Origin of the sequence: Luteibacter yeojuensis (assembly GCF_000964085.1) — a bacterium.
GTDB classification, from domain to species: Bacteria; Pseudomonadota; Gammaproteobacteria; order Xanthomonadales; family Rhodanobacteraceae; genus Luteibacter; species Luteibacter yeojuensis_A.
Genome location: NZ_JZRB01000004.1, coordinates 53,658 through 76,135, shown reverse-complemented (window position 1 = coordinate 76,135; position 22,478 = coordinate 53,658). Strand labels below are relative to the sequence as shown.

Below are 22,478 nucleotides of genomic sequence, written 5' to 3'. Positions count from 1 at the left end.
GTATGTTCGTTCTCTAGGCCGCGCGGCCTTCCAGTTCATCGACCAGGCTCTGGATCTCGGTGCCGCCGGCCATCATGTCCAGCACTTCTTCCTTGGTGATATCCGCCTTGGAGAAGGTGCCCATGGACTGGCCGCGGTTGAGCAGCGTGAAGCTGTCCGCGATGGGGTAGGCGTGGTGCACGTTATGGGTGATGAAGATGACCGAGATGCCGCGCTCGCGCGCCTTGTGGATCAGCTTCAGCACGTTGCAGCTCTGCTTCACGCCCAGCGCCGCCGTGGGCTCGTCGAGGATGAGCACCTTGGCACCGAAGTGGATGGCACGGGCGATGGCCAGGCACTGGCGCTCGCCGCCCGACATGGTGCCCACCGGCTGGCCGGCGTCGCGCACATGGATGCCCATCTCGGCCAGTTTGTCGCGTGCCGTTTCGTTCGCGTACTTCATGTCGAGCACGTTGATGACGCCGAACAGGCGGCGGCGCGGCTCGCGGCCGGCGAAGAAGTTACGCGCCACGCTCATCAGTGGTACCAGGGCCAGGTCCTGGTACACCGTGGCGATGCCACGGTCGAGTGCTTCGCGCGGTGACTTGAACTTCACCGATTCGCCTTCCACGCGGTAATCGCCGCTGCTGGGCTGGTGCACGCCGGCCAGGGTCTTGATGAGCGTCGACTTGCCGGCACCGTTATCGCCCAGCAGGCAGTGCACCTCGCCGCGCTTCAGCCGCAGCGTGACGCCCTGGAGGGCGATGACGGTGCCGAAGAACTTGCTGACGTCGTCGAGTTCGAGGATGTAATCGTCGGCCATGGTGGCAGCCCTCACTTCGTGCTCGCAGCGCGGCTGCGGATGTAGTGGTTGAAGAGCACCGCGACGAGCAGCATGCCGCCCAGGAACACGCGGTACCAATCCGAATCGATGTTGGTGTACGAGATGCCGATCTGCACGACTCCGAAGATGATGGCGCCGAAGCACGCACCGATCACCGAGCCGAAGCCGCCGGTGAGCAGGGTGCCCCCGATGACCACGGCGATGATGGCTTCGAACTCCTTCTGCAGGCCGCGGTCGGAAGCGGCCGAGCCGAATTCGGCCACCTGCAGCACGCCGAACAGGCAGGCGCAGAACGCGGTGAGGACGAACAGCGAGATCTTCACCCGGCGCACCGGCACGCCCACGTTTTTTGCGGCGTTGGCATCGCCACCCACGGTGTAGATCCAGTTGCCGAAGCGGGTGCGGGCCAGGACGAAGCCCGCGACCACGGCCAGCGCGATCCACCACAGCAGCACTTTCGGGATGCCGCCGACCACGGGCTCGCCGTTCGGGAACGATTCGATCACGCCATGGGCGGATAGGAAGGCGAAGAACCCGTGCAGCGTGGTTCCGGAGAACAGCGCGTGGACGAACGGCGCCTCGTCGAACTTGCTGCCCACGCCGCTCACGATGGTGCTGTTGGCGAACGTGGTGGAAAGCACGAGGGTGAGGCCGCGCAGGATGAACATGAAGGCCAGCGTCACGATGAACGAAGGCAGCTTGGTGCGGATGACGAGGTAGCCGTTGAGCGCGCCCAGGGCCATGCAGACCACGAAGGCGGCGATGACCGAGGCCCATAGCGGCCAGCCCAGGTACATGGGCGGGATGGCCACGACGACGCCGGCGAAGCCGATCATCGAGCCGATCGACAAGTCGAATTCGCCGGCGATCATGAGGAGGCAGGCGCCCACGGCAAGGATGCCGAGGTACGCCGCCACCTTGGCCCAGTTGATGACGCCATCGAGCGCGAACATGCCCGAGTCGCCGGCGGTGAAGGCGAAGAAGACGAAGACCAGGATGGTGCCGGCGATGGACCCCAGTTCGGGCCTGTCGAGCAGCACGCGCCACGGGGATATCTTCCGGACGCGCTCATCCGTGGGCTTCGGTGCTTCCTGCGCATTGGCGCGCTGACGCTGGATCATGTTGGTAACGCTCTCGTTGATGGCGCTCATGGGGTTGCTCCGGCGTCGTTCAGCGGTACTGGCCGGCGTACTTGGCGACCGTGGCGACGTTGTCCTTCGTGACGAAGGCCGGGCCCGAGCTCACGCCGTTGGCGGTATAGATGGGCTTGAGGTCGTACTCCTTGAGGCGGGCCTGGAACTTCGGGTTCGCCTTGAGGGCGGCGATGATCTTCGCCGGGTCCTTGGTGTTCTGGTCATGCGCGATCACCAGCGCCGCGATGCCCATGTAGCCCTGCAGGTAGGGCTGCTGGTCGATCGCGTACTGGATGGTGCCGCTCTTGATGCCCTCGATGATCGCGGGCGAGAGATCGAACGTGCCGAAGTTGATGGCGCCCTTCAGGTGCAGGTCTTCCACCACTTTGATGGCCGGCTCGGCGGCGTTGGGGCCCAGCGCCAGGATGGCCTGGGTCTTGGGGTGGGCACGCAGGTAGGCGGTGAGCTTGGACGAGACCACGGTCGGGTCCATGCCGGTGTCGATCATCGAGGTCTGGCGCCAGTCCTTCACGCCGATGGCGTCGGCGAAGCCCTGGCAACGCTCGAACGAGGCGTTGTTGGTGGCGTAGTGGTTCACGCACACGAAGCTCTTGATGCCGGCGGCCTTGGCGCGATCGCCCGCGGCCTTGCCCGCGTCGTATTCGCCCTGGCCCACGTGCATGATCGCGCCGATCTTCTTGCTCTCGTCCGGCGTGCCCGAGTTGATCGTGACGATGGGGATGCCCTTCGCCGCGACCTTGGCCGCCGGGCCCTTCAGCTGGTCGAAGTTGGCGATGTCGAACGACACGCCCTTGTAGTTGCGGGCGGCGGCGGACTCGAGCTGGCGGGCCATTTCCGCCAGGTCGCCATTGCCCGAGCCGCGGTAATCGACGGCGACACCAAAATCCTCACCGGCCTGCTTGATCGCGTTCTTGATGGTGTTCCACCAGGAATCGGAGTCGGCGGCGTGGGTGACGAGGACGTAGCGGTCGCCGGGGGCCGCCTGGGAGGCGGGGGCGGCAAGCCCGAGACCGAGGGCGAGGGCGGCCGCGAGCGCGGCGTGGAACGGTTTGAATCGCATATTGCCTCCACGAATGCCGGGCGCGCCGGCCTGGATGGGGTGACGGATCAAGCGATGACGGCCCTGCGGCCGCTGTTTTGCCGAAAGCGGGGCCGAGCATGGACCTGCTGTTCCACGGTTGCAACTTGCATTGCAACATCGAAATAAATGGAAAAAATGTTCCACCGCGTGTATCAATGCCGTCGGACCCCGCCAGGAGCCACCGATGGCCAAACGTAGCGAAGCCGATGCCCTGATGAGCCGCATCGCCGAGGCATTCGAGGCACTCCCCCGCCAGTTGCAGGGGGTGGCCCGTTACCTTGAGGAACATCGCAGCTCGATCATGGTCCAGCGCGTCGGTGAGATCGCCGAGGGCGCGGGGGTGCATGCGTCGGCCGTGGTCCGCTTCGCCCAGCGCTTTGGCTATTCCGGCTTCAGCGAGATGCAGGCCGTGTTCCGCGACGCCTTCACGGCGGCCGCCTCGCCCTCGCACAGCTACAAGCAGCGCATCCGCAGCGTCATCGAGAACCGGGCCGGCGGCGTGCCCGCGGCGGAGATCGCGTCGCGCTTCATCGACGCCAGCCGCATGGGCCTTGATGAGCTGGCGGCGGAGCTGGACGAGGCCCGCTTCCAGCAGGCCGTCGATACGCTGGCCGCGGCGGAAAACATCTACGTGATGGGCGTGCGACGCTCGTTCGCCATCGCCACCTACATCGCGTACGCCCTGCAGCACACGAAGAAGCGCGTGCACCTGGTGAGCGGCCTTGGCGGCATGTTCCGCGAGCAGCTGCGCAGCATGGGCAAGGGCGACGCGCTCATCGCCATCAGCTTCCCGCCGTTCGGCAAGGAAACCCTTTACGCCATGCGCGTCGCGCAGCAGCACCACGCGAAAGTGCTGGCCATCACCGAAAGCGACCTGGGCCCCCTGGCACGCCACTCCGACATCCTGCTGAAGGTGAAGGAGGGCAGCGCGTTCGCCTTCCGCGGCCTCACCAGCACCATGTGCCTGTGCCAGGCGTTGTTCGTCGCGCTCGCCTACAAGCTTGAACTGACAGTCGAAGAAACCACTTCCCGAGGAGAATACGATGATTGAAGTAGCCGTCTTTGGTGCCGGTCGCATCGGCAAGATCCACGCCGGCAACGTGGCGCGCCAGCCACAGGCGCGCCTGCGCTACGTGGTGGACGTGCACGAACCCTCGGCGAAAGAACTGGCGGAAAAACACGGCGCGAAGGTGGCCAGCGTGGACGAGGCGCTCAATGACCCGGCTGTTGGCGCCGTGGTCATCGGTTCCAGCACCGATACGCATGCCGACCTGATCCACCGTGCCGCCGCCGCGGGCAAGGCTATTTTCTGCGAGAAGCCTGTGGACCTGGACGTGGAGCGGGCGCGCTCGTGCCAGGCCGCGGTGGAGAAGGCAGGCGTCACCTGCATGATCGCGTTCCAGCGCCGCTTCGATCCCACGTTCTCATCGCTGAAGCAGCGCCTGGACGACGGCGAAGTGGGTACGCCGGAAGTGCTCATCGTGACCAGCCGCGACCCGGGCGCACCGCCGGTTAATTACATCAAGAGCTCGGGCGGCGTGTTCAAGGACATGCTGATCCACGACTTCGACATCTTCCGCTGGGTGCTCGGCGAGGAAGCGGTGAGCGTGCACGCGGCGGGCAGCTGCCTCACCGACCCGGCCATCGAGGGCGCCGGCGATATCGACACCACGGCCGTCACCATCCGCACGCGGAGCGGCAAGCTGTGCCAGATCAACACCTCGCGCCGCGCGGCCTACGGCTACGACCAGCGTTTCGAGGTACTGGGCAGCAAGGGCATGCTGCAGGCGGGCAATGTCACGCCGACACAGGTGGTGGCGCATACCGCCGCGAACATCGCGCACGACCTGCCGGAGCATTTCTTCCTCGAGCGCTACCGCGAGGCGTATGCCGCCGAGATCGCGCATTTCTTCGACGCGCTTGCCGCCGGCACGCCCGTGCGCACGACGATCGCCGATGGCATCAAGGCCCTGGAACTGGCCGAAGCCGCCGCACGCTCCTGGCGCGAAGGCCAGGCCGTGGCCGTGGCCATCTGACGAGGCGCCGACGATGAGCAAACTCCGTATCGGCCTGGCCGGCCTGGGCCGGCTTGGCCAGCGCTACGCTGAAAACCTCGCCCGGGCGGTGCCACGGGCCGAACTGGCGGCCGTATGCAGCCCGGTCGACGCCGAGCGCGCCTGGGCACGCGACACGCTGGGCGTCGCCACCGTGCACGAGACCTACGAGCAGATGCTGGCCGACCCCGGTATCGACGCCGTGGTGCTGGTGACGCCCACGTCGCTGCACGCCGCGCAGATCGAGCAGGCGCTCGACGCCGGCAAGCATGTGTTCTGCGAGAAGCCGCTGTCGCTGGAGCTCGACGACTGCCGGCGCGCGGCCGCGCACGCGGCGAAGGCCACGAAGCGCGCCATGGTGGGCTTCGTCCGCCGCTTCGACGAGAGCTACCGCCATGCGTTCATGCACATCGAAGGCGGCGGCATCGGCCGGCCCTTCCTCGTGTACTCGCAAACCACCGACCTGGCCGACCCGAGCGGCGCGTTCCTCAAGTTCGCGCCCACCAGCGGCGGCATCTTCCTCGACTGCAGCGTCCACGACGTGGACCTCGCGCGCTGGCTGCTGGGCCGGCCGAAGGCGAAGAAGGTGTACGCCACGGGCACCGTGGCGATGTACCCGCCGCTGGAAGCCATCAAGGATGTCGACAACGGCATCGCCATCGTCGAGTTCGAGGGCGGCCAGATGGCGATGTTCTATGCCTCACGCACACAGGCGCATGGCCACGACACGCACACCGACGTCACCGGCACCGGCGGCAAGGTGAGCATCGGCCGCAACCCGCGCGCCGATCGCGTGGAGATCTCCGATGCCGCGGGCGTGCGCAACACCGTGCTGCCGTCGTTCTACGAGCGCTTCGCCCCGGCCTTCGTCACCCAGGCCAGGCACTTCGTCGACGCGGTGCTCGACGACACCCCGTTCGACCTGACCATGGACGACGCGGTGGAAGCCACGCGCATCGCCATCGCGCTGCGCGAATCGCAGCAAAGCGGCCAACCGGTGCTGCTCGACTAGCCAGCCAAGCGCCCATGTAGGAGCCCACACCCGTGGGCGACAGCTTTTCGCACCAATCGCACAAGGGCTGTCGCCCACGGGTGTGGGCTCCTACCGAACGGCCGCAGCCGCATGAAAATCCTTTCATGCGGCCCGATGCCGCAGTGCAACATCACGCTTTATAATGGGGTTGCCATGTCCCTACCACCCCTTGTTCCCCATCGCGGGCGGCGTTTCGCCGTCACCGGCCGGATCCTCTCGGCCGTCGTGTTCACGTTCCTGTGCTACCTCAGCATCGGCATCCCGCTGGCCGTGCTGCCGGGCTATGTGCACAACGAGCTCGGCTATTCCACGGTCATCGCCGGCCTGGCGGTGAGCACGCAATATGTTGCGACGCTGCTGAGCCGCCCCTATGCCGGGCGCATGGCGGATGCGATGGGCCCGAAACGCGCCGTTACCGCGGGCCTCATCGTGCTGGCACTGGCCGGGCTGTTCCTCGCGCTTGGCGCCCTCGCGCCTGGCATGCCCGGGCTGTCGCTCGCGCTTATCCTCATGAGCCGCCTCGGCCTCGGTTTTGCCGAGAGCTGGATCGGTACCGGCTCCATCACCTGGGGTATCGCCGGCATCGGCGGCGAGCACACTGCACGCGTCATTTCGTGGAATGGCATCGCCACCTACGGTGGCATCGCGCTGGGTGCGCCGCTCGGCGTGGTGCTGACGCACCACTACGGCATCATCGCGCTGGGCGTGGTGGGCTTCGCGCTGGGCGCCATCGCGCTGCCGCTGGCCTTGCTGAAGGCGCACGTGCCACCGACCCATGGCGAGCGCCTGCCGTTCAAGAGCGTGCTGTCGCGCGTGTATGCCTACGGCGCGGGCCTTGCGCTGGGCTCCATCGGCTTCGGCTGCCTCTCCACGTTCGTGGCGCTGTATTACGCCAGCCGGGGCTGGGAGGGTGCCGCGTTGTCGCTGTCGGTGTTCGGCAGCTGCTTCATTGGCGTGCGCCTGGTGTTCGGCAACGCGATCAACCGCTTCGGCGGCTACCGCGTCGCCATCGCCTCGCTTGTCGTGGAATGCCTCGGCCTGCTGCTCATGTGGTTCGGCACCACCCCGCACCTGGCCCTGGCCGGCGCCGCCCTTACCGGCTCCGGTTTCGCGCTGGTGTTCCCGGCGCTGGGCGTGGAGGCGGTGAGCCGCGTCAGCAACCACAACCGCGGTGCCGCGCTGGGCGCGTACTCGGTGTTCCTCGACGTGGCGCTGGGCCTTACCGGCCCCGTGGGCGGCTGGGTCGCAGGGCGTTACGACTACCCCGCCATTTTCCTGCTGGCCAGTGGCGCCACGCTGGCGGCGGCGGTGCTCTCGTTCTCGCTGTACAGCCGCCACGGCCGGGCGCCGCGCCCCGAAACCGCCAACGCACGGGCATAATGCCGGCTTGATCCCCACGAGTCGGCACCATGCCATCTGATCGCAGCTGGATGGGTTACGGCATCGACGGTGCCCTGCAGGTGGGCGGCATCGCGCTGCTCGCCGGCATCGTTGCCTACGTGGTGGTGCGGCTCATCGGCAAGGCCAACGGCTGGAGCCACGGGCTCGAACTCACGCTCGCCGCGTTGCTTGCGTTCTTCCTCGCCGGGGGCGAGGACATCTGGAACTCGTTCTACTTCAACTTCGTACCCATCCAGTCACCGCAGCTGTTGCGCGTGAAGCTCGCCGCCGTGCACGACCCCGATTCGATGGGCCTGCGCGTGCTGTTCGAGATGATGGGTGCCCTGGTGGGCACCGGCATCGGCTGGGCCGCGTTCTCGGGCGGCCTCAAGGACCTGATCGGGCACATCCGCAACCCGTGATTCGTGTAGGAGCGCGCTTGCGCGCGATGGGTGCTCGCGGCACCCCCCCCATCGCGCGCAAGCGCGCTCCCACAGGGGGGTGTGCTCCCACAGGCGTTGTTCCCCCACAGGGGTTGTCGGCTAGCGCGTGTGGCTGAACATCCAGCTCCAAAGATCCGGCGTGGCATACGCCTTCTCCCACGAGCCATGGTTCACGCCCGGGAACTCGGTGTACTTCACTTCGGCGCCGCGCTTTTGCAGCGCCGCGTTCATCTTGCGCGATTCGTCGGTGGGCACCGTCGTGTCGTCGCCACCGTGAAACAGCCACACCGGCGTCTTGCCGATCTTCTGTGCCGCCCACGCGTACGGGTCGGCGCCCTTCGGCACGCCCTGCAGGAACAAGCGGCGGCCCTCCGGGTCGGGCAGGGGCACGATGCCGCCGCAGATGATGGCGGCCGCGGCGAACTTGTCGGGGTAATCCACGGCGAGCTGCCATGAGCCATACCCGCCCATCGACAGGCCGGTGACGTACAGCTTCTTGCGGTCGCCGTCGAACTCCTTCACGCTTTTTTCCAGCGCCGCCAGCGCCATGTTGGCATCGGCCTCGTCGGTCCACTCGGTATCGTCGGGCGCCTGCGGGATCACCACCACGGCCGGGAAATCCATGTGCTGCTTCAGCCACGGCGGCAGGCCCTGGGTCATCTGCTTCTGGTTATCGCTGCCGCGCTCGCCGCTGCCGTGCAGGAACAGCACCACGGCCGGGTGCTTCGTGGTGTCGGCCGGGATGAACACCTGGTAGCGATAGGTCTTGCCCTTGACGTCGACGCTGCGCTCGGCGAAATGCGCGGGCGCGGCGCTGGCGGAACCCGCGACGATGGCGGCGGTGAGGAAAGCCAGGGTACGTAGCATCGTTGGAATTCTCCTGTGGGAGCGCGCTCGCGCGCGATTACAGTACGGGGTCGAACAGCCGGGCCACGTGGAGGGCCACGCGTTTGAGGTACGGCAGGCGGCGGTAGTCGTTCGGGTTCACTTCGTCACTCTGGGCGAAATCGTCTTTCAGCATGGTTTCCACCTCGGCCGCGAACATGTCGTCGACGTTCAGCGCCGAGATCTCGAAATTCAGCCGGAAGCTGCGGTTATCGAGGTTCATGCTGCCCACCATGGCGGTGTCATGGTCGATGAGCATCACCTTCTGGTGCACGAAGCCGGGCTGGTAGCGGAACATGCGGATGCCCGCGAGGGTGGCTTCGTGCGCATACAGCGTGGAAGCCATGAACACCGTGCGGTGGTCGGGGCGCGAGGGGATGAGGATGCGCACGTCCACGCCGCGGAACACCGCCAGGCGCAGCGCCCCGAAGACGGCCTGGTCGGGCACGAAGTAGGGCGAGGTGATCCACACCCGCTTTTGCGCGGCGTGGATGGCCTGGGTGAAGAACAGCGAGCAGCTTTCCTGGCGGTCGGCGGGGCCGGTGGCCACGATCATCGTGCTGGCACGGCCGCAGCGTTCCGGCGGTGGCAACGAGGGCGGCCGCTCGCCGGTGACCCAGTACCAGTCCTCGGCGAAGGCCCGCTGCACGTCGGCCACGGCGGGCCCCTCGATCTGCATGTGGGTATCGCGCCACGGCGCCAGCGGTGGCTTCAGGCCAAGGTATTCATCCCCCGCGTTGAGGCCGCCGACGAAGCCGCGCTCGCCGTCCACCACGACCACCTTGCGGTGGTTGCGGAAGTTGAGCTGCAGGCGGTTGCGGAAGCGGCGCGTGGCGAACGGGTGCACCTGGACGCCACCGGCGCGGAGCGCATCGACATACGCATCGGGCAGGGCGTGGCTGCCGATGCTGTCGTAGAGCAGGCAGACCTGCACGCCGCGCTGGCGGCAGTCGAGCAGGGCATCGCGCAGGCGGCGGCCAAGGCCATCGTCGTGGATGATGAAGAACTGCACCAGCACGTAGTGTTCCGCGCGCGCCATGGCGGCGAACATGGCCTCGAACGCGGCGGCGCCGTCGATATGCAGGGAGAGGTGGTTCCCCGGTTGCATGGCCGTCTTCAGCATGCGGCCGATGGCGGCGTAGCGTGGGTCGTGCACCGGCGGGGGGTGCGGGGCCACGCCCGGGCGCGCGGCGCGTTCTTCCTCGGCGTGCAGCGTGAAGAAGCGTGCCTGGCGCTGGCGGTGCAGGTCCACGTAGCCGCCGAAGTGGCTGGAGCCCAGGAACAGGTAGGGCACCAGCGTGAAATAGGGCAGCAGCACCAGCCCGAGCACCCAGGCAAAGGCACCCTGCGCCGTGCGCGTATGCATGACGGCGTGCATGGCCGCGAGCGCGCCGGCGCAGTGCAAGGCAAGGGCGGCCAGGGCGATGAGGGAAGCGATCAAGCCGGGCGTGCTCCGGTACCTTTTCACCGAGCCTAACGTATTTTGGTTGCTACGATGGCGGGCCGCCGCGTACCGCTCATCCACCACGGAGCCGAAACCCATGAAAGCCGTCGCCTACCGCGAATCCCTGCCCATCGATGACGCCGCCAGCCTCCTGGACGTGGTGCTGCCCACGCCGGACGCCACGGGCCGCGACATCCTCGTGAAGGTCGAGGCCATTTCGGTCAACCCGGTGGATACCAAGGTGCGCCAGCGCGTCGACCCGCGGGGCGCCGACAAGGTGCTGGGCTGGGATGCGGTGGGCACCGTCGCCGCGGTGGGCCCCGAGGTACGCCGCTTCAAGGTGGGCGATGCCGTGTGGTACGCCGGTGACCGCGACCGCGCGGGTGCGAACGCCGAATACCACCTGGTCGACGAACGCATCGTGGGCCGCAAGCCTTCGACGCTGGGCGCGGCGGCAGCGGCGGCGATGCCGCTCACCACGATCACGGCATGGGAACTGATGTTCGACCGCCTTGGCATCCCGCACGGCACGCCGGGCAAGCCCGCCACGCTGCTGGTGGTGGGTGCCGCGGGTGGCGTCGGCTCGATGGCGGTGCAACTGGCGCGGCGCATGACGGGCCTCACGGTCATCGGTACGGCATCGCGCCCGGAAACCCGCGCGTGGGTGGAAGCCATGGGCGCGCACCATGTGGTCGACCATGCGAAGCCGCTGGATGGCGAGGTGCTCGCCGTGGCCCCCGGGGGCGTCGACTATGTGCTCAGCCTGACGAAGACGGAGCAGCACTTCGCCGCGTTCCCGAAGCTGATGAAGCCGCAAGGCAAGGTCGGCCTCATCGACGACCCGGCCGAGCTGATCGATATCCGCCTGCTCAAGGCCAAGAGCATCTCGCTGCACTGGGAATCGATGTTCACCCGCTCGGGCTTCCACACCGACGACATGGGCGAGCAGGGGCACCTGCTGGATGAGGTGGCGAACCTCGTCGATGCCGGTGTCATCCGCAGCACCCTGCGCGAAAACCTGGGCACCATCAACGCGGCGAACGTGCGCCGCGCGCATCAGATCCTGGAGAGTGGCACCGCTATCGGAAAGCTGGTGCTCGAAGGGTTCTAGGTCGTGGCTTCCTTGTGGGAGCGCGCTTGCGCGCGATCGCGCGCAAGCGCGCTCCCACAGAAGCGAGGCTTACTTCACCAGCATATTCGCGACAGCCTGCGCCTGCTTGCGGATCTCGGGGATGGCGGTGGATTCCCACAGCGCCCCGCGCAGAAGGCTGCCGATGGCGAACAGGTTGCCGCGCGGCTTGCCGTCGCCATCGAGCAGGTGGCCATCGGGCTGGGCCGCGAGGCCCAGGCCCATGCGATCGGGCGTGACCAGGTCGTCGATGACAAGCTGGCGCATCAGCGTGTGTTCGGTGCGCAGCGTGTCGGTGTTCAGGCCCACGGTCTGGATGACGATGTCGTAGGTTTCGGTCACCGTGGCGTCGCCGCCGGTTTCACGGCGCACGACGTCGAGATCGCCGTCGATGCGCAGCGATACCGCCTGCATGCGGCCGCGCAGGCGCTCGAAGCGGCCGGCTTTCTCCAGGCTGGCGACGCTGGATGCCACCTTGGGCGGCATGCGGTGGCGCGCACGTTCCCACGCCCAGCGTGCATGGCGCAGGAAGCGGGCTTTTTCGCCGTCGGGCAATTCCTGCCACAGGCCCTGCGTGTGCGGGCGCATGCTGTCGACCACCGTGCGCCAGTCGTCGGCGTTGTCGGTGGCTTCGCGCAGGCGGTGCAGCCACGTGCGGATGTTCGGGTCGTCGCGCATCTGCTCGGCGAGGTCGTTGCCGTCGTCGCTGGGCGCGGAGGCCGCGGCGAGGTGCGGCTCGGGCAGGTGGCCGTGGCGGGAAAGCGCGGTGAAGCGCGCCCGTGGCCACCGGGCGGCCAGCTCGAGCACCACGTCGACCGCGGTGAGGCCCAGCCCGATCACGAGCACGCGCAGCGGCCGGTCGTCGCTTTCGGCGGCGGCGAGGTAGGGCCACGGGTCGGTGACGTAGCGGCCGCTGGCGAGGGCGGCATCCTGCACGCCGGCGAGCGGGCGCGGCGGCAGCGAGCCGATGGCGAGCACGGCGGCGTCGGCATGGGCTTCCTCGCCCTCGCCGTAGCCGATGGTGACGCCCTCGCTGGAGGGCACCAGCGATTGCGCGCAGAACGGCACGAGGTTGATGTCATGGCCGAACTGGCGCGCATTGGCCACGGCGGCATCGACGCGGGAGCGGAGGAAATCGCCGTACAGCCGGCGCGGCAGGAAATCCGAGCCCTTTACATTCGGGTTCGCCGCCTGCGCGTACTCGAGGAAGCCGCCGGGCTTGCTGACGAACATGCCCATGGACGCCGCGCGTACGTTGAGCAGGTGGCGGTCGGAGGGCGTACCGTAGGCAACGCCGCGCCCCGGCTGCGCGCTGCCGGCGAACCAGGTGAGGTGGAGGGGCTTCGGCGTCCTGCGTTCAAGCAGTTCGCTCACCAGCGTTGCCGCCGCTGCGCCACCGCCGATGATGGCGACCTTTTGAAACATGCGTGTTGGTCCTTCGCCCGATGGCTTGGGGTGGAGGGCCGTGAGACCGTCAGGCCGTCAGGCGTCCCGCGATGATCGATTGCCTCGGCCGTGCGATCCAGTGGTCCGAAGGACCGGGCTGCTCATACGCGAGGTACTGTGCCAGATCGCCACCGTACACGTGAAGCGTGAGCGCCGTGTCATGCCGCGACAAATTGCGGCAGCGGTGTGCGTGGTCGTCGGTACCCTCGAACCACGTCGCATCGCCCGGGCCCAGCCAGGTGCGGCCGATGCTGCGCAGTGACTCTAACTGGGGATCCTTGAGGAAGGACTCAACCTCTAGCGCACCCGAAAGCGTGGCTTCGAGCCCCCACAGGCCGCCGTGGTCGTGCACTGGCGTGGCGTAGCCCGGTGGCCACGCCATGACCAGCACGCTGATGGCAGGCGTGGCGCGCTCCGCGAGCATCCAGCGTTCGAAACCACGGCGCCGCTGGCGCAGCGCGCCCAGCGCCTCGTCCACTTCGGCGTGGCGCGCGTGCAGCATGCTGCCGAAATCCCGCGCCATGGAGGCGAGATCGGGCACCGGCGCGTCGGCGTGGTCGAAGGCGATATCCCGCAAGGTCTTGATGATGGAGGAACGCTTACCCATGGAACGGGACGCCGGCGGGATTCGAAGGGCGCCAGTGGATCACGGCGCCTGTTAAACAGGCGTAACCCATGACTTTCGACACCCCTATAAACCTTTTCGCCCGCCGCCGCGTCCAAGGGGTGAACCGCCCACGGGGGCGGCTGCGTACGGAGACACACCATGATCGTCCTGACCTCGCTTGTCGTCCTCTGCGCCGGATTCTGGCTGGCCTTCGCGCTCGTGGGCGCGCTGCTCAAGCTGGTCTTCGGCATCATCGGCGGCGTGTTCCACATCGTCGCGAGCCTGGTGGGTGCCCTCGTCGGCGGCGTGCTGATGCTGGCGATCGCGCCCGTCGTGGCCCTGGCCCTGTTGCCCGTGCTGATCCCGGTCGCGTTCGTCGTTGGCCTCGTGTGGCTCATCGCCCGCGCCAGCCGCAAGCCCGACGTCATCGTGATGCCCGCCCCGCGCTAAGCGGCAAACCGTAGGAGCCCACCCCGTGGGCGACAGCTCTTCGCGAGAAGCATTCGCCCACGGGTGTGGGCTCCTACATGGCCTGTTTCGTCGATCAGATCGATCTAAGGTCGAAGGTCACCGGAATTCGCGCCCAGGCCTTCACGTGCTGGCCGTTCTGGACGGCCGGCTGGAAGCGCCACGATGCCAGCACCTGCTTCCTGGCCGCATCGTCGAGCACCTGGTGGCCACTGCTGCTTTCGATGACGACATCAAGCGGCTTGCCGGTTTCATCCACCAATACGCGCAATGTCACCGTGCCTTGCATGCGGCCGCGAATGGCCTGTGCCGGATACTTCGGCGCAGGTGCCGCCACATAGGCGAGCGTGGTTTCGATGGGTGCCGCATCAGCGGTGGGCGCTGGCGTGGCCGGCACCTGCACCGTGGGCGGCGCTTGCATCGTGCCCTCGTCGGTGGGCACCACCGTCTCGACAGGGGGTTGCGGTGCGACGGCCACCGGCGGCTTCGGCACCGCCTTGGGGGGGGCCTTCACCAGCGGTTGCAGCTTGATAACCGGCACCTCGGCCGGCTTGGGCGGTGGCGGGTGGTCGATGAGCGTGATGGGCACGCTTTGCGGTTTGAACGTGACGATCTGCGCCACCATCGGCCGCATGACGGCGATGAGCGCGGCGGCGTTGAGGGCTATCGCCGCGCTCATGGCGACGATGCGGACGGTATCCGGATGGATGCCGGACAGGGCCTGCGGACGGGCGAACGACATGAGCCACCTCCTTCGATGTGGGTGAAGGTGTTGCGTGTGGTTGCGTGCTGCATGGTCGGGAACACGGCCAGCGGGGACTGGCGGGGATCGTGTTCAGGTCCGGGTCCAGATTAGGCAGGGTCCGAAGGAACTTGCAATAGTTTCATATGGACGGCTATTCCAGTCACCACTAACCGATTCCAGCCACCCGTGTGGGAGCCGGCTCGCCGGCGATGCCTTGGCCTCAATGCGCGACCAGCATCGGCACGTCGCTCTGCATAAACAGGAACCGTGTTGTCCCCCCCAGCACCAGCTCCGACAACCGCGACCGCCCCCATGCCCCCATGACGATCAGGTCGGCGCCGGTGTCGTGCGCGACCTGTAGCAGCGCCGGGCCCGGCGACGACAAGGCGCCCTCGTCGAGCTTGCGCACTTCGGCTTTCACGCCGTGGGTATCGAGCCAGCCGCAGATGTCGGTATCGGGCAGGGCGCACGTGCCCACGTCCTCGTCGCGGCTGCCATCGATCACCGTCACCTTGCCGGCCTTGCGCAGCAGGGGCAGGGCGGAACGTACCGCCAGGGCGGATTCGCGGCTGCCGCTCCATGCCACCAGCACGTTCGCGCCCAGCGACGCCACCGGTGCGGTATCGGGCACCACCAGCACGCCGCGGCTGGCGCCAAACACGGTCCGCGAGACCACGCCGAAGCCCACCGGGGCATCGCCGCGCATGGTCGAGGAGCGTTCCATCACGACGAGGTCGTAGCCGGCCGAGGCGTGGGTGAGCAGGGTGACGGTATCCCCGTTGCCTACCCGCCACTTGCCCTTCAGCCCGTGCGAACCGAGCAGGGCCGCCCAGTCGCTGGCGATGGCCCTGGCCTCGGTGGCGCGCTGGCGCACGGCGTCCAGTTGCATGGGCACCGCCTCGGGCACGGTGAAAGCGGCGGCGGGCATGTCCACGACATGCATGGCGTCGAGCCGGGCATCGATGCGCGATGCCATGGCCAGCGCCGCGCGCAGGCCCGCGCCCTGCAGGGGCAGGCGGGGCACGTTGAGGAGGAGTTCGAGGGTCATGCCCGCATGGAACACCGCCGGGCCCCGCGAGGCAAGCCCTCGTTGCGAACGTTTCGCATCCGCCACCCGCATGCGCTACCCTCGGCGGTGACTTTGTGCACTGCGGAAACCCCATGACCCTCGACAGCGCCCAGCCGCGCTACGGCTTCGGCGAAGAAGTGGCGAGCAGCGTGATCCACGGCCTCGGCATCGTGCTGAGCATCGCGGGGCTCGCCATCCTCGTGGCGTTCTCGGCCATGTATGGCAACGTGCGCACGGTAGTGGCCAGCTCGGTGTTCGGCAGCACGCTGATCCTGCTCTACACCGCCAGCACCCTTTACCACGCGGTGACCGGGAGCGTGGCGAAGCGGGTCATGCGCACGCTCGACCACATCGCCATCTTCCTGCTCATCGCCGGCACGTACACGCCATTCACGCTGCTGGCGCTGCCGGGCGCGTGGGGGTGGGGGCTGTTCGGCACCATCTGGGGCCTCGCCATCCTCGGCAGCGCCGCCGAGCTGGGCCTGCTCAAGCGTTACCGCAAGGCCGCGGTGGTCATGTACATCCTGATGGGCTGGGCCGCCATCGTGGCCATCGAGCCGCTACGCGAAAACGTGGAGACCGGCGGGCTCATGTTGCTGCTGGCAGGCGGGCTGGCCTACACCGCGGGCGTGCCGTTCTATGTCTCGCGCCGCATGCCGTACGGCCACGCCATATGGCACCTGTTCGTGCTGGCAGGCAGCGTGCTGCACTACCTGGCGATCCTGCTCTACGTCATCCCCGACGCCCCGCGATAAAGCCATGCAGTTGTAGGAGGCCTGTTTATTTCTTCTTTTCCTGCTCCGGCACGAACCGCGTGCGCACCGCTTCGGCGAGCAGTTCCGGCGGCAGCAAGCCCTGGGCGATGAGGAAATCGTTGAAGGCCTTGCGGTCGAACTTCGCGCCGAGCTTCACCTGCGTCTCCGCACGCAGCTGCAGGATGCGCGAGTAACCGTAGAAATACGCCGTGGCCTGGCCGGGCGAGTTGAGCGTGTAGCGGTCGAGTTCCTGGCGGGCCATCGGTTCGGACAGGCCCACGTCGTGGACGAGGATCTCGTGTGCACGCTCGCGGTCGACCAGGCCGAGGTTGAGCATCGGATCGAGGAAGGCGCGGGCGGCGCGCAGCAGGCGGAACTGCAGCGCGATGAACTGCCCCGCCGGCGGCTCGTACGGCACCATTTCGGCCTCGGCATACAGCGCCCAGCCTTCCACGTTCACGCTGTTGAACGCGAACAGGCTGCGGGTGAGCGACACGCCTTGCTCCACCATCGCCGCGAACTGCAGCTCGTGGCCCGGGCGGCCCTCGTGCGCGGTGAGCGTCCACGCCGCGGCCTCGAAGGTGAAGTCGTCGTACATCTGCGACGCATCACCGTTCGCCGGCGGGTTGCCCGTCGTCAGCACGAACGTGCCGCGCTGCCCGGTGTTGTTGATAAAAGGCGGCGGGTCCATGTGCGGCGCCGGCGTGCGGGCGTTCTCCGCTTCCGAGGCGAGGCGCATGGCCAGCTCGCGCTTGGGCAGCTCCACGACGCGCTGCGTGCGGATGATGTCCTCGATCTTGCCGATGACGTCATGGTAGGTCGGCACCACCTTGTCCTTCGCGAGCTGCTTCTTCTTCAGCGCCTTCAGCACGTCGCGGTAGTCGCCATCGGGCAGGCCTTCGGCCTTGGCCACGACCGGTGCGAGCTGCTGCAGCGCGTAGGAGGTTTCCATGAACTCGAGCTGGGCCCGGCCGATGAGGTCGCGCGGCGCGATATCCAGGCCCACCTGCTCGAGGTTGTAGGCGTACATTGGTTCGGGCAGGCGGAAATCGGTGCGTGCGCGGGGCAGCACCGTCTTCTTCACCCACGCGTTGTAATCCTTCAGCTGCCTGTCGAGCGCCGCCATGGCCGCGTCGGTGCCGGTGATTTTCTTGTCGGCGAACAGCTTGCGGATACCGTCGACGTAGCGTTGCGTGTTGCCCAGCTTCTGGGTCACGTCATCCTTGACCGGGCCGAGCAGCTTCTTGTCGCCAAGCTTCTCGGTGGTGCGCGCCCTGGCCTGGTCCACCAGCGGCGTGCAGCCCTTGGCAAGGCCCACGTAGCAATTGAGGCGGCCGAGCGCGGCCTTGTTTTGTTCCGGCGTGCTTTCGGCGTTGAGCAGCGAGAACTCGCCGCTGAAGATCATCTGGCCGGCATCGAACCACGGCAGCATGTACTTGTCGTTGAGGTCGATGCCCTTGATGTTGCCGTCGACCTGCTTCACCAGGATCTGCAGATCCTGGTGCACGTTGGGGTCTTTCTCTTCGGCCAGGCGCTTTTCGAGCTTCGCGCGGATAGCCACCAGCGCATCGCGCTGGCGCTTGTCGATGTCGGGGCCGAGGTCGGCGGTTTTCTCGTCGTAGCCCTTCACGCCGATATCGGTGGCGGACTCGGGGCTGAAACGGGCGGTCATGTCCAGCAGCAACTGCGCATCGGCGTTGCTTTTGGCGATCCATGCGGGCTGCGCCGCCTCGGCGTGCAGGCTACCTACCGCGAACGTCACCGCGGCGGCGAGGGTCAGTCGTCGGAACATGTGCATCTCCCCAGGTCAGTGCCCGGAGACTAGCCGGGGTGCCGCGCCGGGCGCCATAGGCCAACGGATGGGTCAGGCGAAGAGGAGCGCGACCCCCGCCATGCCCAGCATGAGGAACGAGATGGCCACCTTGGCCAGCATGCCCACGAGCATGCCCACCCACGTGCTGACGCCGACATGGGCCGAGCGCAGGATGCTCTTGCCCGAGCACAGCTCGCCCACCACGGCGCCGGCGAAGGGCCCGATGATGAGCCCGGGGATGCCAAAAAACATGCCGACCGTGGTGCCCACGCCCGCGCCCCACAGGGCACGCGGCGTGGCACCGATCTTCTTGGCCCCCAGCGAGGCGGAGATGAAATCGAGCGCCACGCCCACCGCGCCGACGATGCCGATGGCGATGAGCCAGCCCCAGCCCACGTGCTGGTACCCATCGACGGCGGCGGCGAGCCAGATGCCGCCGAAAAGCATGGGGATGCCCGGCAGCACGGGCAACACGGCGCCGGCCATGCCGCCGACGATAAGCGCGGCGGCGAGCAGGTACAGGGCGGCATCCATCAGCGGAACGCCTCGCGGTATTCCGGCTTCAGATAGGACAGGAACGCCTGGCTGGGCACGTCCACCGCCTGCGGGCCCGCCACGTAAGCGGCCACCTGGTACGGCGGGAAGATGAAGGTGAGGCCGTGCACCTTGTCGTCGGGGCCCGTGAGCAGGCTGAAGACGCGGTAGTGGTCCTTGCCCGGCGCCGTGCCCTCGTCGATCTGCTGGGTATCGGAGGCCAGCGGCTCGTCCTGGTCGTCCAGCTGGGTGATGAGCTGGCGGCGGGCCTCGGCCGCGAAGGCCTTCTCGGCCGAATCCGGGTCGGCGAAGAGTTCGCGGATACCCACCACGCGGCCCACGTCCTTGTCGAAGGTGAAGCTGTCGACGATGGGCGAGGGGTGGGCGCCACCAGTGAAGGCCGAGCCATCGACCTGCACGTTGATGAAGCGGTCGGTGCGGGCCGAGACGGCGATGTCGAGGTTCAGGTCCCAGGGGATCTCGCGGGCGCGATCACGCGCGCCCGGGGCATCGAGGCTATCGAGGAAGGCACGCTTCTGGCGGTCGACATAGCGGTCGATGGCGTGGCGCAACGGCGTGGCCTTCGCTGGCAGTTCGGGCAGCGAAAGCTCCATCGTATAAAGGCCATCCTCGGCGGAACGGGTATCCTTGGCCGCACGCGCCTGCGAGGGCGGTGGGGTTTGCCCGCCGTTCGTCCGGTCGGCGCCGTCGCGGCAGGCGGCAAGCCCGGCGGTGGCGATGACCAGCGACAGGATGTGTCGCACCAGCATTTCGGCATTCTCTCCCTGCAAGGTTCGCATCTTAGCGTAGACACCGCAGGGCGCAGGAGATGTCAACGTAACGAAGGAACAGCGTGCACGACGCGATGACGGAAACCACCACCCTGCTGAAGGCCGATGAGCTTGGCCGCATCGAACGCGTCGAGCGCGATGGCACCGTGCTTATCCGCCGTGACATCGCCGCCGCGCGCTGGTGGGCCCGCTGGTTCGCGCGCCGCGCGGCCGCCCGCGAGGCGCGGGCGCTGGCCCGGCTCGAAGGCATCGATGGCGTGCCACGCCTGCTGGCCTGGGATGGCCGCACGCTCGAGCGCAGCTACATGGCCGGCCAGCCCATGCAGGTGGGCCGCCCGCTCGACCCCGCTTACTACCGCGATGCGCTGCGCCTGCTGGCCGTGCTGCACCGGCGCGGCATCGTCCACAACGACCTCGCCAAGGAGCCGAACTGGCTGGTGCGCGAGGACGGTTCGCCCGGGCTGGTCGATTTCCAGATCGCGTGGACGCGCGGCCGGCGCGGCGCGCTGTTCCGGCTGCTGGCGCGCGAGGACCTGCGCCACCTGCTCAAGCACAAGCGCACCTACGCGGCCCACCGGCTGTCGGTGCGCCAGCAGGCCATCCTGGCCCAGCCCGCGCCGCATTCGCGGATATGGCGGGCGACCGGCAAGCGGCTTTACAAGCTCATCGCCCGGCGCGTCTTTGGCTACTGGGACAACGAGGGCCAGGGCCGCATCCGGAAATAACCGGGCGTTTTCCAGAACCTCATGTGGGAGCGCGCTTGCGCGCGATGGGCGCTCGCGGCAAGACCCATCGCGCGCAAGCGCGCTCCCACAGGGTAAGCATCCACGGGAAAGGCTACTTCTCGACGAACGCCCGCTCGATGACGTAATCGCCCGGCTCGCGCGTGCGCGGCGAGGCCTGGAAGCCTTCGCCATCGAGGAGGACGCAGATGTCTTCCAGCATCGACGGGCTGCCGCAGAGCATGACGCGGTCCTCGGCCGGGTTCAGCTGGGGCAGGCCGGTGGCGCGGGCCATCTCGCCGTCGGCTATGGCATCGGTGATGCGGCCGCGGTTACGAAATTCCTCACGCGTGACCGTGGGGTAATAGATGAGCTTCTCGCGCACCATTTCGCCCAGGTACTCGTGGTTCCGCAGGTCGTCCTCGATGTACTTCGAATAGGCCAGGTCGTTGACGTGGCGCACGCCGTGCGCAAGCACGATGGTGTCGAAACGCTCGTAGGTTTCCGGGTCGCGGATGATCGACAGGAACGGCGCCAGGCCCGTGCCGGTACCCAGCAGGTAAAGCCGCTTGCCCGGCTTCAGGTCGTTGAGCACCAGCGTGCCGGTGGGCTTGCGGCTGACGATGACCGGGTCGCCCGGCTTCAGGTGCTGCAGGCGCGAGGTGAGCGGGCCGTCCTGCACCTTGATGCTGAAGAACTCGAGGTGCTCCTCGTAGTGCGCGCTGGCGATGGAATACGCGCGCATCAGCGGGCGGCCTTCCACTTCCAGGCCGATCATCACGAAGTGGCCGCTCTCGAAGCGGAAGCCCGGATCGCGCGTGGTGCGGAAGCTGAAAAGCGTGTCGTTCCAGTGATGTACGTCGATGACGCGTTCGGTCGCCAGTGCCACCATGGTGTGCGTTGCCTCTGAACAAATAGGGACGAAGCCATCGCGCCAGGCGCGGCAGCTTGGACGGAAGCTGGGGAAGCGGCCCACGGGCCGCGCTGCCTGGCGCGGAGGCGCCGCACCCCTTGGTAGGTGCGGGCTCAGGGCGCCAAGGATACGGCATCCGGGCCCCGGCCGCCGCTTTCGTGCCCCCTCGACGTCTCGCCGTGCTCTAAGATCGGGCATCCCCACCCAGCAAGAAGGCGCGCATGATGCGACCCGAGTACGCCCCGGGCCAGGCCTGGACCTACCGCACCCGCCCCGGCGATGACGCATCCCGGGTGGTTATCCGGAAGAAAGAGATCGAAGCGGAGGACGGCGAGGTGTTCCACGTCTCGCTGCTGGACGTGAAGCTGCGCAACCACCGCGTGCCCGGTGGCATCCAGACCGCCATGCACCACGCGGCGGTAGCCCGTGCCACGCTGGACCAGAGCCTGCTCGAATGCGTGGGCGACGCCGACGACGACGAAACCTGGATGGACGGCTACGCCGTATGGCGCCAGGCCTACGATAACGGCGACGCTGGCGTCTTCGACATCCCGGTGGCCGATATCCTCGGCTATATCGAGATGGTGGTGGCATCGTCGGGGGAGGGCTGATGGCCCGCCGCGCGCGCCTTGCCACCCTGGTGCCCCTGTTGCTCGCGGCCTGCGCCCACGCACCCCCGGCCGAGCCGACGAAACCGGCACCGCCGCCGCGCGATGGCAAGGTCAGCTACGAGATCATGCCGGCCGGCGCCGCGGGGGAATACCACATGGAAAACGGCCAGAGCTCGTTCGGCGCCCAGCCCGTCACGAACGACCCGCCGGCTTACCCGGCCGCCCTCATCGCGGCGAACCTGCCGCAGGCCGTGGTGCACGCCAAGGTCATCGTCGATGGCGCGGGCAAGGTCACCGACGTGCGCGACCTCGATGCCCCGGCGGACGCGAACCATGCCGCCTTCTTCCGTGCGACGCACGACGCCGCCATGCACTGGGCCTACACCCCCATGACGCTGGTGCAGGAGCACGAGGACGCGAAGGGCAACTTCAGCGAAACGCGCACCACCGCACCCTTCAGCCTGGACTATGCGTTCCGCTTCGAGCTGAAGGATGGCAAGCCCGTCGTCACGACGACCCAATAAAAAAATGCGCCCGGCTCCTTCCGTAACCGACAGGGGAGGCATCGGTTACGGAAG

The 22,478-nt window shown here is 67.6% G+C and carries 24 protein-coding genes; 11 read left to right on the top strand and 13 right to left on the bottom strand.

Translation table 11 applies throughout. The annotated features are described in order from the left end of the window. Positions 1-13: 13 nt before the first annotated feature. Genes VI08_RS03050 through VI08_RS03040 form a run of 3 tightly spaced genes read right to left on the bottom strand, consistent with a single transcriptional unit; the run spans position 14 to position 3,037 of the window. Positions 14-802, bottom strand: a complete 789-nt coding sequence (locus tag VI08_RS03050; RefSeq protein WP_045828057.1) for an ATP-binding cassette domain-containing protein — start codon at positions 800-802, stop codon at positions 14-16. 11 nt (positions 803-813) lie between these two features. Continuing rightward, positions 814-1,974: an ABC transporter permease gene (locus tag VI08_RS03045; RefSeq protein ID WP_198148827.1), complete on the bottom strand. Its 1,161-nt coding sequence runs from the start codon at positions 1,972-1,974 to the stop codon at positions 814-816. A 19-nt stretch (positions 1,975-1,993) separates the two neighbouring features. Further along, positions 1,994-3,037 carry a sugar ABC transporter substrate-binding protein gene (locus tag VI08_RS03040; protein WP_045828056.1) on the bottom strand — a complete coding sequence of 348 codons (1,044 nt, stop codon included), beginning with the start codon at positions 3,035-3,037 and terminating at the stop codon, positions 1,994-1,996. A 205-nt stretch (positions 3,038-3,242) separates the two neighbouring features. Between VI08_RS03040 and VI08_RS03035 the strand changes: the two genes are divergently transcribed. The 5 genes from VI08_RS03035 (at position 3,243) to VI08_RS03015 (ending at position 7,947) form a co-directional block, all read left to right on the top strand. Beyond that, a complete protein-coding gene (locus VI08_RS03035; protein ID WP_045828055.1) occupies positions 3,243-4,109 on the top strand; it encodes a MurR/RpiR family transcriptional regulator in 867 nt (288 codons plus the stop codon). Further along, positions 4,102-5,094 carry an inositol 2-dehydrogenase gene (gene iolG, locus VI08_RS03030; RefSeq protein WP_045828054.1) on the top strand — a complete coding sequence of 331 codons (993 nt, stop codon included), beginning with the start codon at positions 4,102-4,104 and terminating at the stop codon, positions 5,092-5,094. The genes VI08_RS03035 and iolG overlap by 8 nt, the downstream gene beginning before the upstream one ends. A 13-nt stretch (positions 5,095-5,107) precedes the next feature. Then, positions 5,108-6,124, top strand: a complete 1,017-nt coding sequence (locus VI08_RS03025; RefSeq protein ID WP_045828053.1) for a Gfo/Idh/MocA family oxidoreductase — start codon at positions 5,108-5,110, stop codon at positions 6,122-6,124. Positions 6,125-6,298: 174 nt separating this feature from the next. Next, the gene (locus tag VI08_RS03020) at positions 6,299-7,525 is read left to right on the top strand and encodes an MFS transporter (protein WP_045828148.1); all 1,227 of its coding nucleotides are present in this window, start codon (positions 6,299-6,301) and stop codon (positions 7,523-7,525) included. Positions 7,526-7,554: 29 nt separating this feature from the next. Continuing rightward, the gene (locus VI08_RS03015; protein WP_045828052.1) at positions 7,555-7,947 is read left to right on the top strand and encodes a hypothetical protein; all 393 of its coding nucleotides are present in this window, start codon (positions 7,555-7,557) and stop codon (positions 7,945-7,947) included. 120 nt (positions 7,948-8,067) lie between these two features. Here VI08_RS03015 and VI08_RS03010 read toward each other — a convergent pair whose 3' ends face one another. Next, positions 8,068-8,835, bottom strand: a complete 768-nt coding sequence (locus VI08_RS03010) for a prolyl oligopeptidase family serine peptidase (protein WP_045828051.1) — start codon at positions 8,833-8,835, stop codon at positions 8,068-8,070. A gap of 37 nt (positions 8,836-8,872) precedes the next feature. Then, positions 8,873-10,294 carry a cardiolipin synthase gene (cls, locus tag VI08_RS03005; RefSeq protein ID WP_045828050.1) on the bottom strand — a complete coding sequence of 474 codons (1,422 nt, stop codon included), beginning with the start codon at positions 10,292-10,294 and terminating at the stop codon, positions 8,873-8,875. 100 nt (positions 10,295-10,394) lie between these two features. Here cls and VI08_RS03000 point away from each other — a divergent pair, with 100 nt between their 5' ends. Next, positions 10,395-11,408 (top strand): zinc-binding alcohol dehydrogenase family protein, encoded by a 1,014-nt coding sequence (locus VI08_RS03000; RefSeq protein ID WP_045828049.1) that lies wholly within the window; start codon positions 10,395-10,397, stop codon positions 11,406-11,408. 69 nt (positions 11,409-11,477) lie between these two features. Here VI08_RS03000 and VI08_RS02995 read toward each other — a convergent pair whose 3' ends face one another. Both VI08_RS02995 and VI08_RS02990 read right to left on the bottom strand, forming a co-directional pair. Beyond that, positions 11,478-12,851, bottom strand: coding sequence for an FAD/NAD(P)-binding protein (locus tag VI08_RS02995; RefSeq protein ID WP_045828048.1), 1,374 nt, complete (start codon positions 12,849-12,851; stop codon positions 11,478-11,480). Positions 12,852-12,900: 49 nt separating this feature from the next. Then, entirely contained in the window at positions 12,901-13,479 is a 579-nt protein-coding gene (locus tag VI08_RS02990; protein WP_045828047.1) for a cysteine dioxygenase, read from the bottom strand. Positions 13,480-13,638: 159 nt separating this feature from the next. Between VI08_RS02990 and VI08_RS02985 the strand changes: the two genes are divergently transcribed. Continuing rightward, on the top strand, positions 13,639-13,929 hold the full coding sequence (locus VI08_RS02985; protein ID WP_045828046.1) for a hypothetical protein: 291 nt from the start codon (positions 13,639-13,641) through the stop codon (positions 13,927-13,929). 94 nt (positions 13,930-14,023) lie between these two features. Here VI08_RS02985 and VI08_RS02980 read toward each other — a convergent pair whose 3' ends face one another. Next, positions 14,024-14,689: an energy transducer TonB gene (locus VI08_RS02980; RefSeq protein WP_045828045.1), complete on the bottom strand. Its 666-nt coding sequence runs from the start codon at positions 14,687-14,689 to the stop codon at positions 14,024-14,026. Between the two features lie 223 nt (positions 14,690-14,912). Then, positions 14,913-15,740 (bottom strand): universal stress protein, encoded by an 828-nt coding sequence (locus VI08_RS20695; RefSeq protein ID WP_198148826.1) that lies wholly within the window; start codon positions 15,738-15,740, stop codon positions 14,913-14,915. A gap of 113 nt (positions 15,741-15,853) precedes the next feature. On the opposite strand from VI08_RS20695, the gene trhA reads away from it, so the two are divergent. After that, positions 15,854-16,516: a PAQR family membrane homeostasis protein TrhA gene (gene trhA / locus VI08_RS02970; protein ID WP_045828044.1), complete on the top strand. Its 663-nt coding sequence runs from the start codon at positions 15,854-15,856 to the stop codon at positions 16,514-16,516. Between the two features lie 25 nt (positions 16,517-16,541). Here the strand turns inward: trhA and VI08_RS02965 are convergent, their stop codons facing one another. The 3 genes from VI08_RS02965 to VI08_RS02955 form a co-directional block, all read right to left on the bottom strand. After that, on the bottom strand, positions 16,542-18,308 hold the full coding sequence (locus VI08_RS02965; protein WP_045828146.1) for a DUF885 domain-containing protein: 1,767 nt from the start codon (positions 18,306-18,308) through the stop codon (positions 16,542-16,544). A gap of 72 nt (positions 18,309-18,380) precedes the next feature. Then, positions 18,381-18,863 (bottom strand): DUF456 domain-containing protein, encoded by a 483-nt coding sequence (locus VI08_RS02960; protein WP_045828043.1) that lies wholly within the window; start codon positions 18,861-18,863, stop codon positions 18,381-18,383. Next, positions 18,863-19,633, bottom strand: coding sequence for a DUF3298 and DUF4163 domain-containing protein (locus VI08_RS02955; RefSeq protein WP_045828042.1), 771 nt, complete (start codon positions 19,631-19,633; stop codon positions 18,863-18,865). Before VI08_RS02955 ends, VI08_RS02960 begins: the two co-directional genes overlap by 1 nt. 95 nt (positions 19,634-19,728) lie before the next feature. Here VI08_RS02955 and VI08_RS02950 point away from each other — a divergent pair, with 95 nt between their 5' ends. After that, positions 19,729-20,379, top strand: coding sequence for an RIO1 family regulatory kinase/ATPase (locus VI08_RS02950; RefSeq protein ID WP_045828041.1), 651 nt, complete (start codon positions 19,729-19,731; stop codon positions 20,377-20,379). A 112-nt stretch (positions 20,380-20,491) separates the two neighbouring features. Here VI08_RS02950 and VI08_RS02945 read toward each other — a convergent pair whose 3' ends face one another. Further along, complete coding sequence (locus VI08_RS02945; protein WP_045828040.1) at positions 20,492-21,268, bottom strand: ferredoxin--NADP reductase; 777 nt, start codon at positions 21,266-21,268, stop codon at positions 20,492-20,494. Positions 21,269-21,510: 242 nt separating this feature from the next. On the opposite strand from VI08_RS02945, the gene VI08_RS02940 reads away from it, so the two are divergent. Both VI08_RS02940 and VI08_RS02935 read left to right on the top strand, forming a co-directional pair. Then, positions 21,511-21,900, top strand: a complete 390-nt coding sequence (locus VI08_RS02940) for a hypothetical protein (protein ID WP_045828039.1) — start codon at positions 21,511-21,513, stop codon at positions 21,898-21,900. Next, positions 21,900-22,424, top strand: a complete 525-nt coding sequence (locus VI08_RS02935) for a hypothetical protein (protein WP_052697655.1) — start codon at positions 21,900-21,902, stop codon at positions 22,422-22,424. The genes VI08_RS02940 and VI08_RS02935 overlap by 1 nt, the downstream gene beginning before the upstream one ends. Positions 22,425-22,478 lie beyond the last annotated feature (54 nt).

Coding starts and splice junctions, on each gene's coding strand:
- VI08_RS03050 (WP_045828057.1), bottom strand. CDS start 802: ATGGCCGACGATTACATCCTCGAACTCGACGACGTCAGCAAGTTCTTC.
- VI08_RS03045 (WP_198148827.1), bottom strand. CDS start 1,974: ATGAGCGCCATCAACGAGAGCGTTACCAACATGATCCAGCGTCAGCGC.
- VI08_RS03040 (WP_045828056.1), bottom strand. CDS start 3,037: ATGCGATTCAAACCGTTCCACGCCGCGCTCGCGGCCGCCCTCGCCCTC.
- VI08_RS03035 (WP_045828055.1), top strand. CDS start 3,243: ATGGCCAAACGTAGCGAAGCCGATGCCCTGATGAGCCGCATCGCCGAG.
- iolG (WP_045828054.1), top strand. CDS start 4,102: ATGATTGAAGTAGCCGTCTTTGGTGCCGGTCGCATCGGCAAGATCCAC.
- VI08_RS03025 (WP_045828053.1), top strand. CDS start 5,108: ATGAGCAAACTCCGTATCGGCCTGGCCGGCCTGGGCCGGCTTGGCCAG.
- VI08_RS03020 (WP_045828148.1), top strand. CDS start 6,299: ATGTCCCTACCACCCCTTGTTCCCCATCGCGGGCGGCGTTTCGCCGTC.
- VI08_RS03015 (WP_045828052.1), top strand. CDS start 7,555: ATGCCATCTGATCGCAGCTGGATGGGTTACGGCATCGACGGTGCCCTG.
- VI08_RS03010 (WP_045828051.1), bottom strand. CDS start 8,835: ATGCTACGTACCCTGGCTTTCCTCACCGCCGCCATCGTCGCGGGTTCC.
- VI08_RS03000 (WP_045828049.1), top strand. CDS start 10,395: ATGAAAGCCGTCGCCTACCGCGAATCCCTGCCCATCGATGACGCCGCC.
- VI08_RS02995 (WP_045828048.1), bottom strand. CDS start 12,851: ATGTTTCAAAAGGTCGCCATCATCGGCGGTGGCGCAGCGGCGGCAACG.
- VI08_RS02990 (WP_045828047.1), bottom strand. CDS start 13,479: ATGGGTAAGCGTTCCTCCATCATCAAGACCTTGCGGGATATCGCCTTC.
- VI08_RS02985 (WP_045828046.1), top strand. CDS start 13,639: ATGATCGTCCTGACCTCGCTTGTCGTCCTCTGCGCCGGATTCTGGCTG.
- VI08_RS02980 (WP_045828045.1), bottom strand. CDS start 14,689: ATGTCGTTCGCCCGTCCGCAGGCCCTGTCCGGCATCCATCCGGATACC.
- VI08_RS20695 (WP_198148826.1), bottom strand. CDS start 15,740: ATGACCCTCGAACTCCTCCTCAACGTGCCCCGCCTGCCCCTGCAGGGC.
- trhA (WP_045828044.1), top strand. CDS start 15,854: ATGACCCTCGACAGCGCCCAGCCGCGCTACGGCTTCGGCGAAGAAGTG.
- VI08_RS02965 (WP_045828146.1), bottom strand. CDS start 18,308: ATGTTCCGACGACTGACCCTCGCCGCCGCGGTGACGTTCGCGGTAGGT.
- VI08_RS02960 (WP_045828043.1), bottom strand. CDS start 18,863: ATGGATGCCGCCCTGTACCTGCTCGCCGCCGCGCTTATCGTCGGCGGC.
- VI08_RS02955 (WP_045828042.1), bottom strand. CDS start 19,633: ATGCTGGTGCGACACATCCTGTCGCTGGTCATCGCCACCGCCGGGCTT.
- VI08_RS02950 (WP_045828041.1), top strand. CDS start 19,729: ATGACGGAAACCACCACCCTGCTGAAGGCCGATGAGCTTGGCCGCATC.
- VI08_RS02945 (WP_045828040.1), bottom strand. CDS start 21,268: ATGGTGGCACTGGCGACCGAACGCGTCATCGACGTACATCACTGGAAC.
- VI08_RS02940 (WP_045828039.1), top strand. CDS start 21,511: ATGATGCGACCCGAGTACGCCCCGGGCCAGGCCTGGACCTACCGCACC.
- VI08_RS02935 (WP_052697655.1), top strand. CDS start 21,900: ATGGCCCGCCGCGCGCGCCTTGCCACCCTGGTGCCCCTGTTGCTCGCG.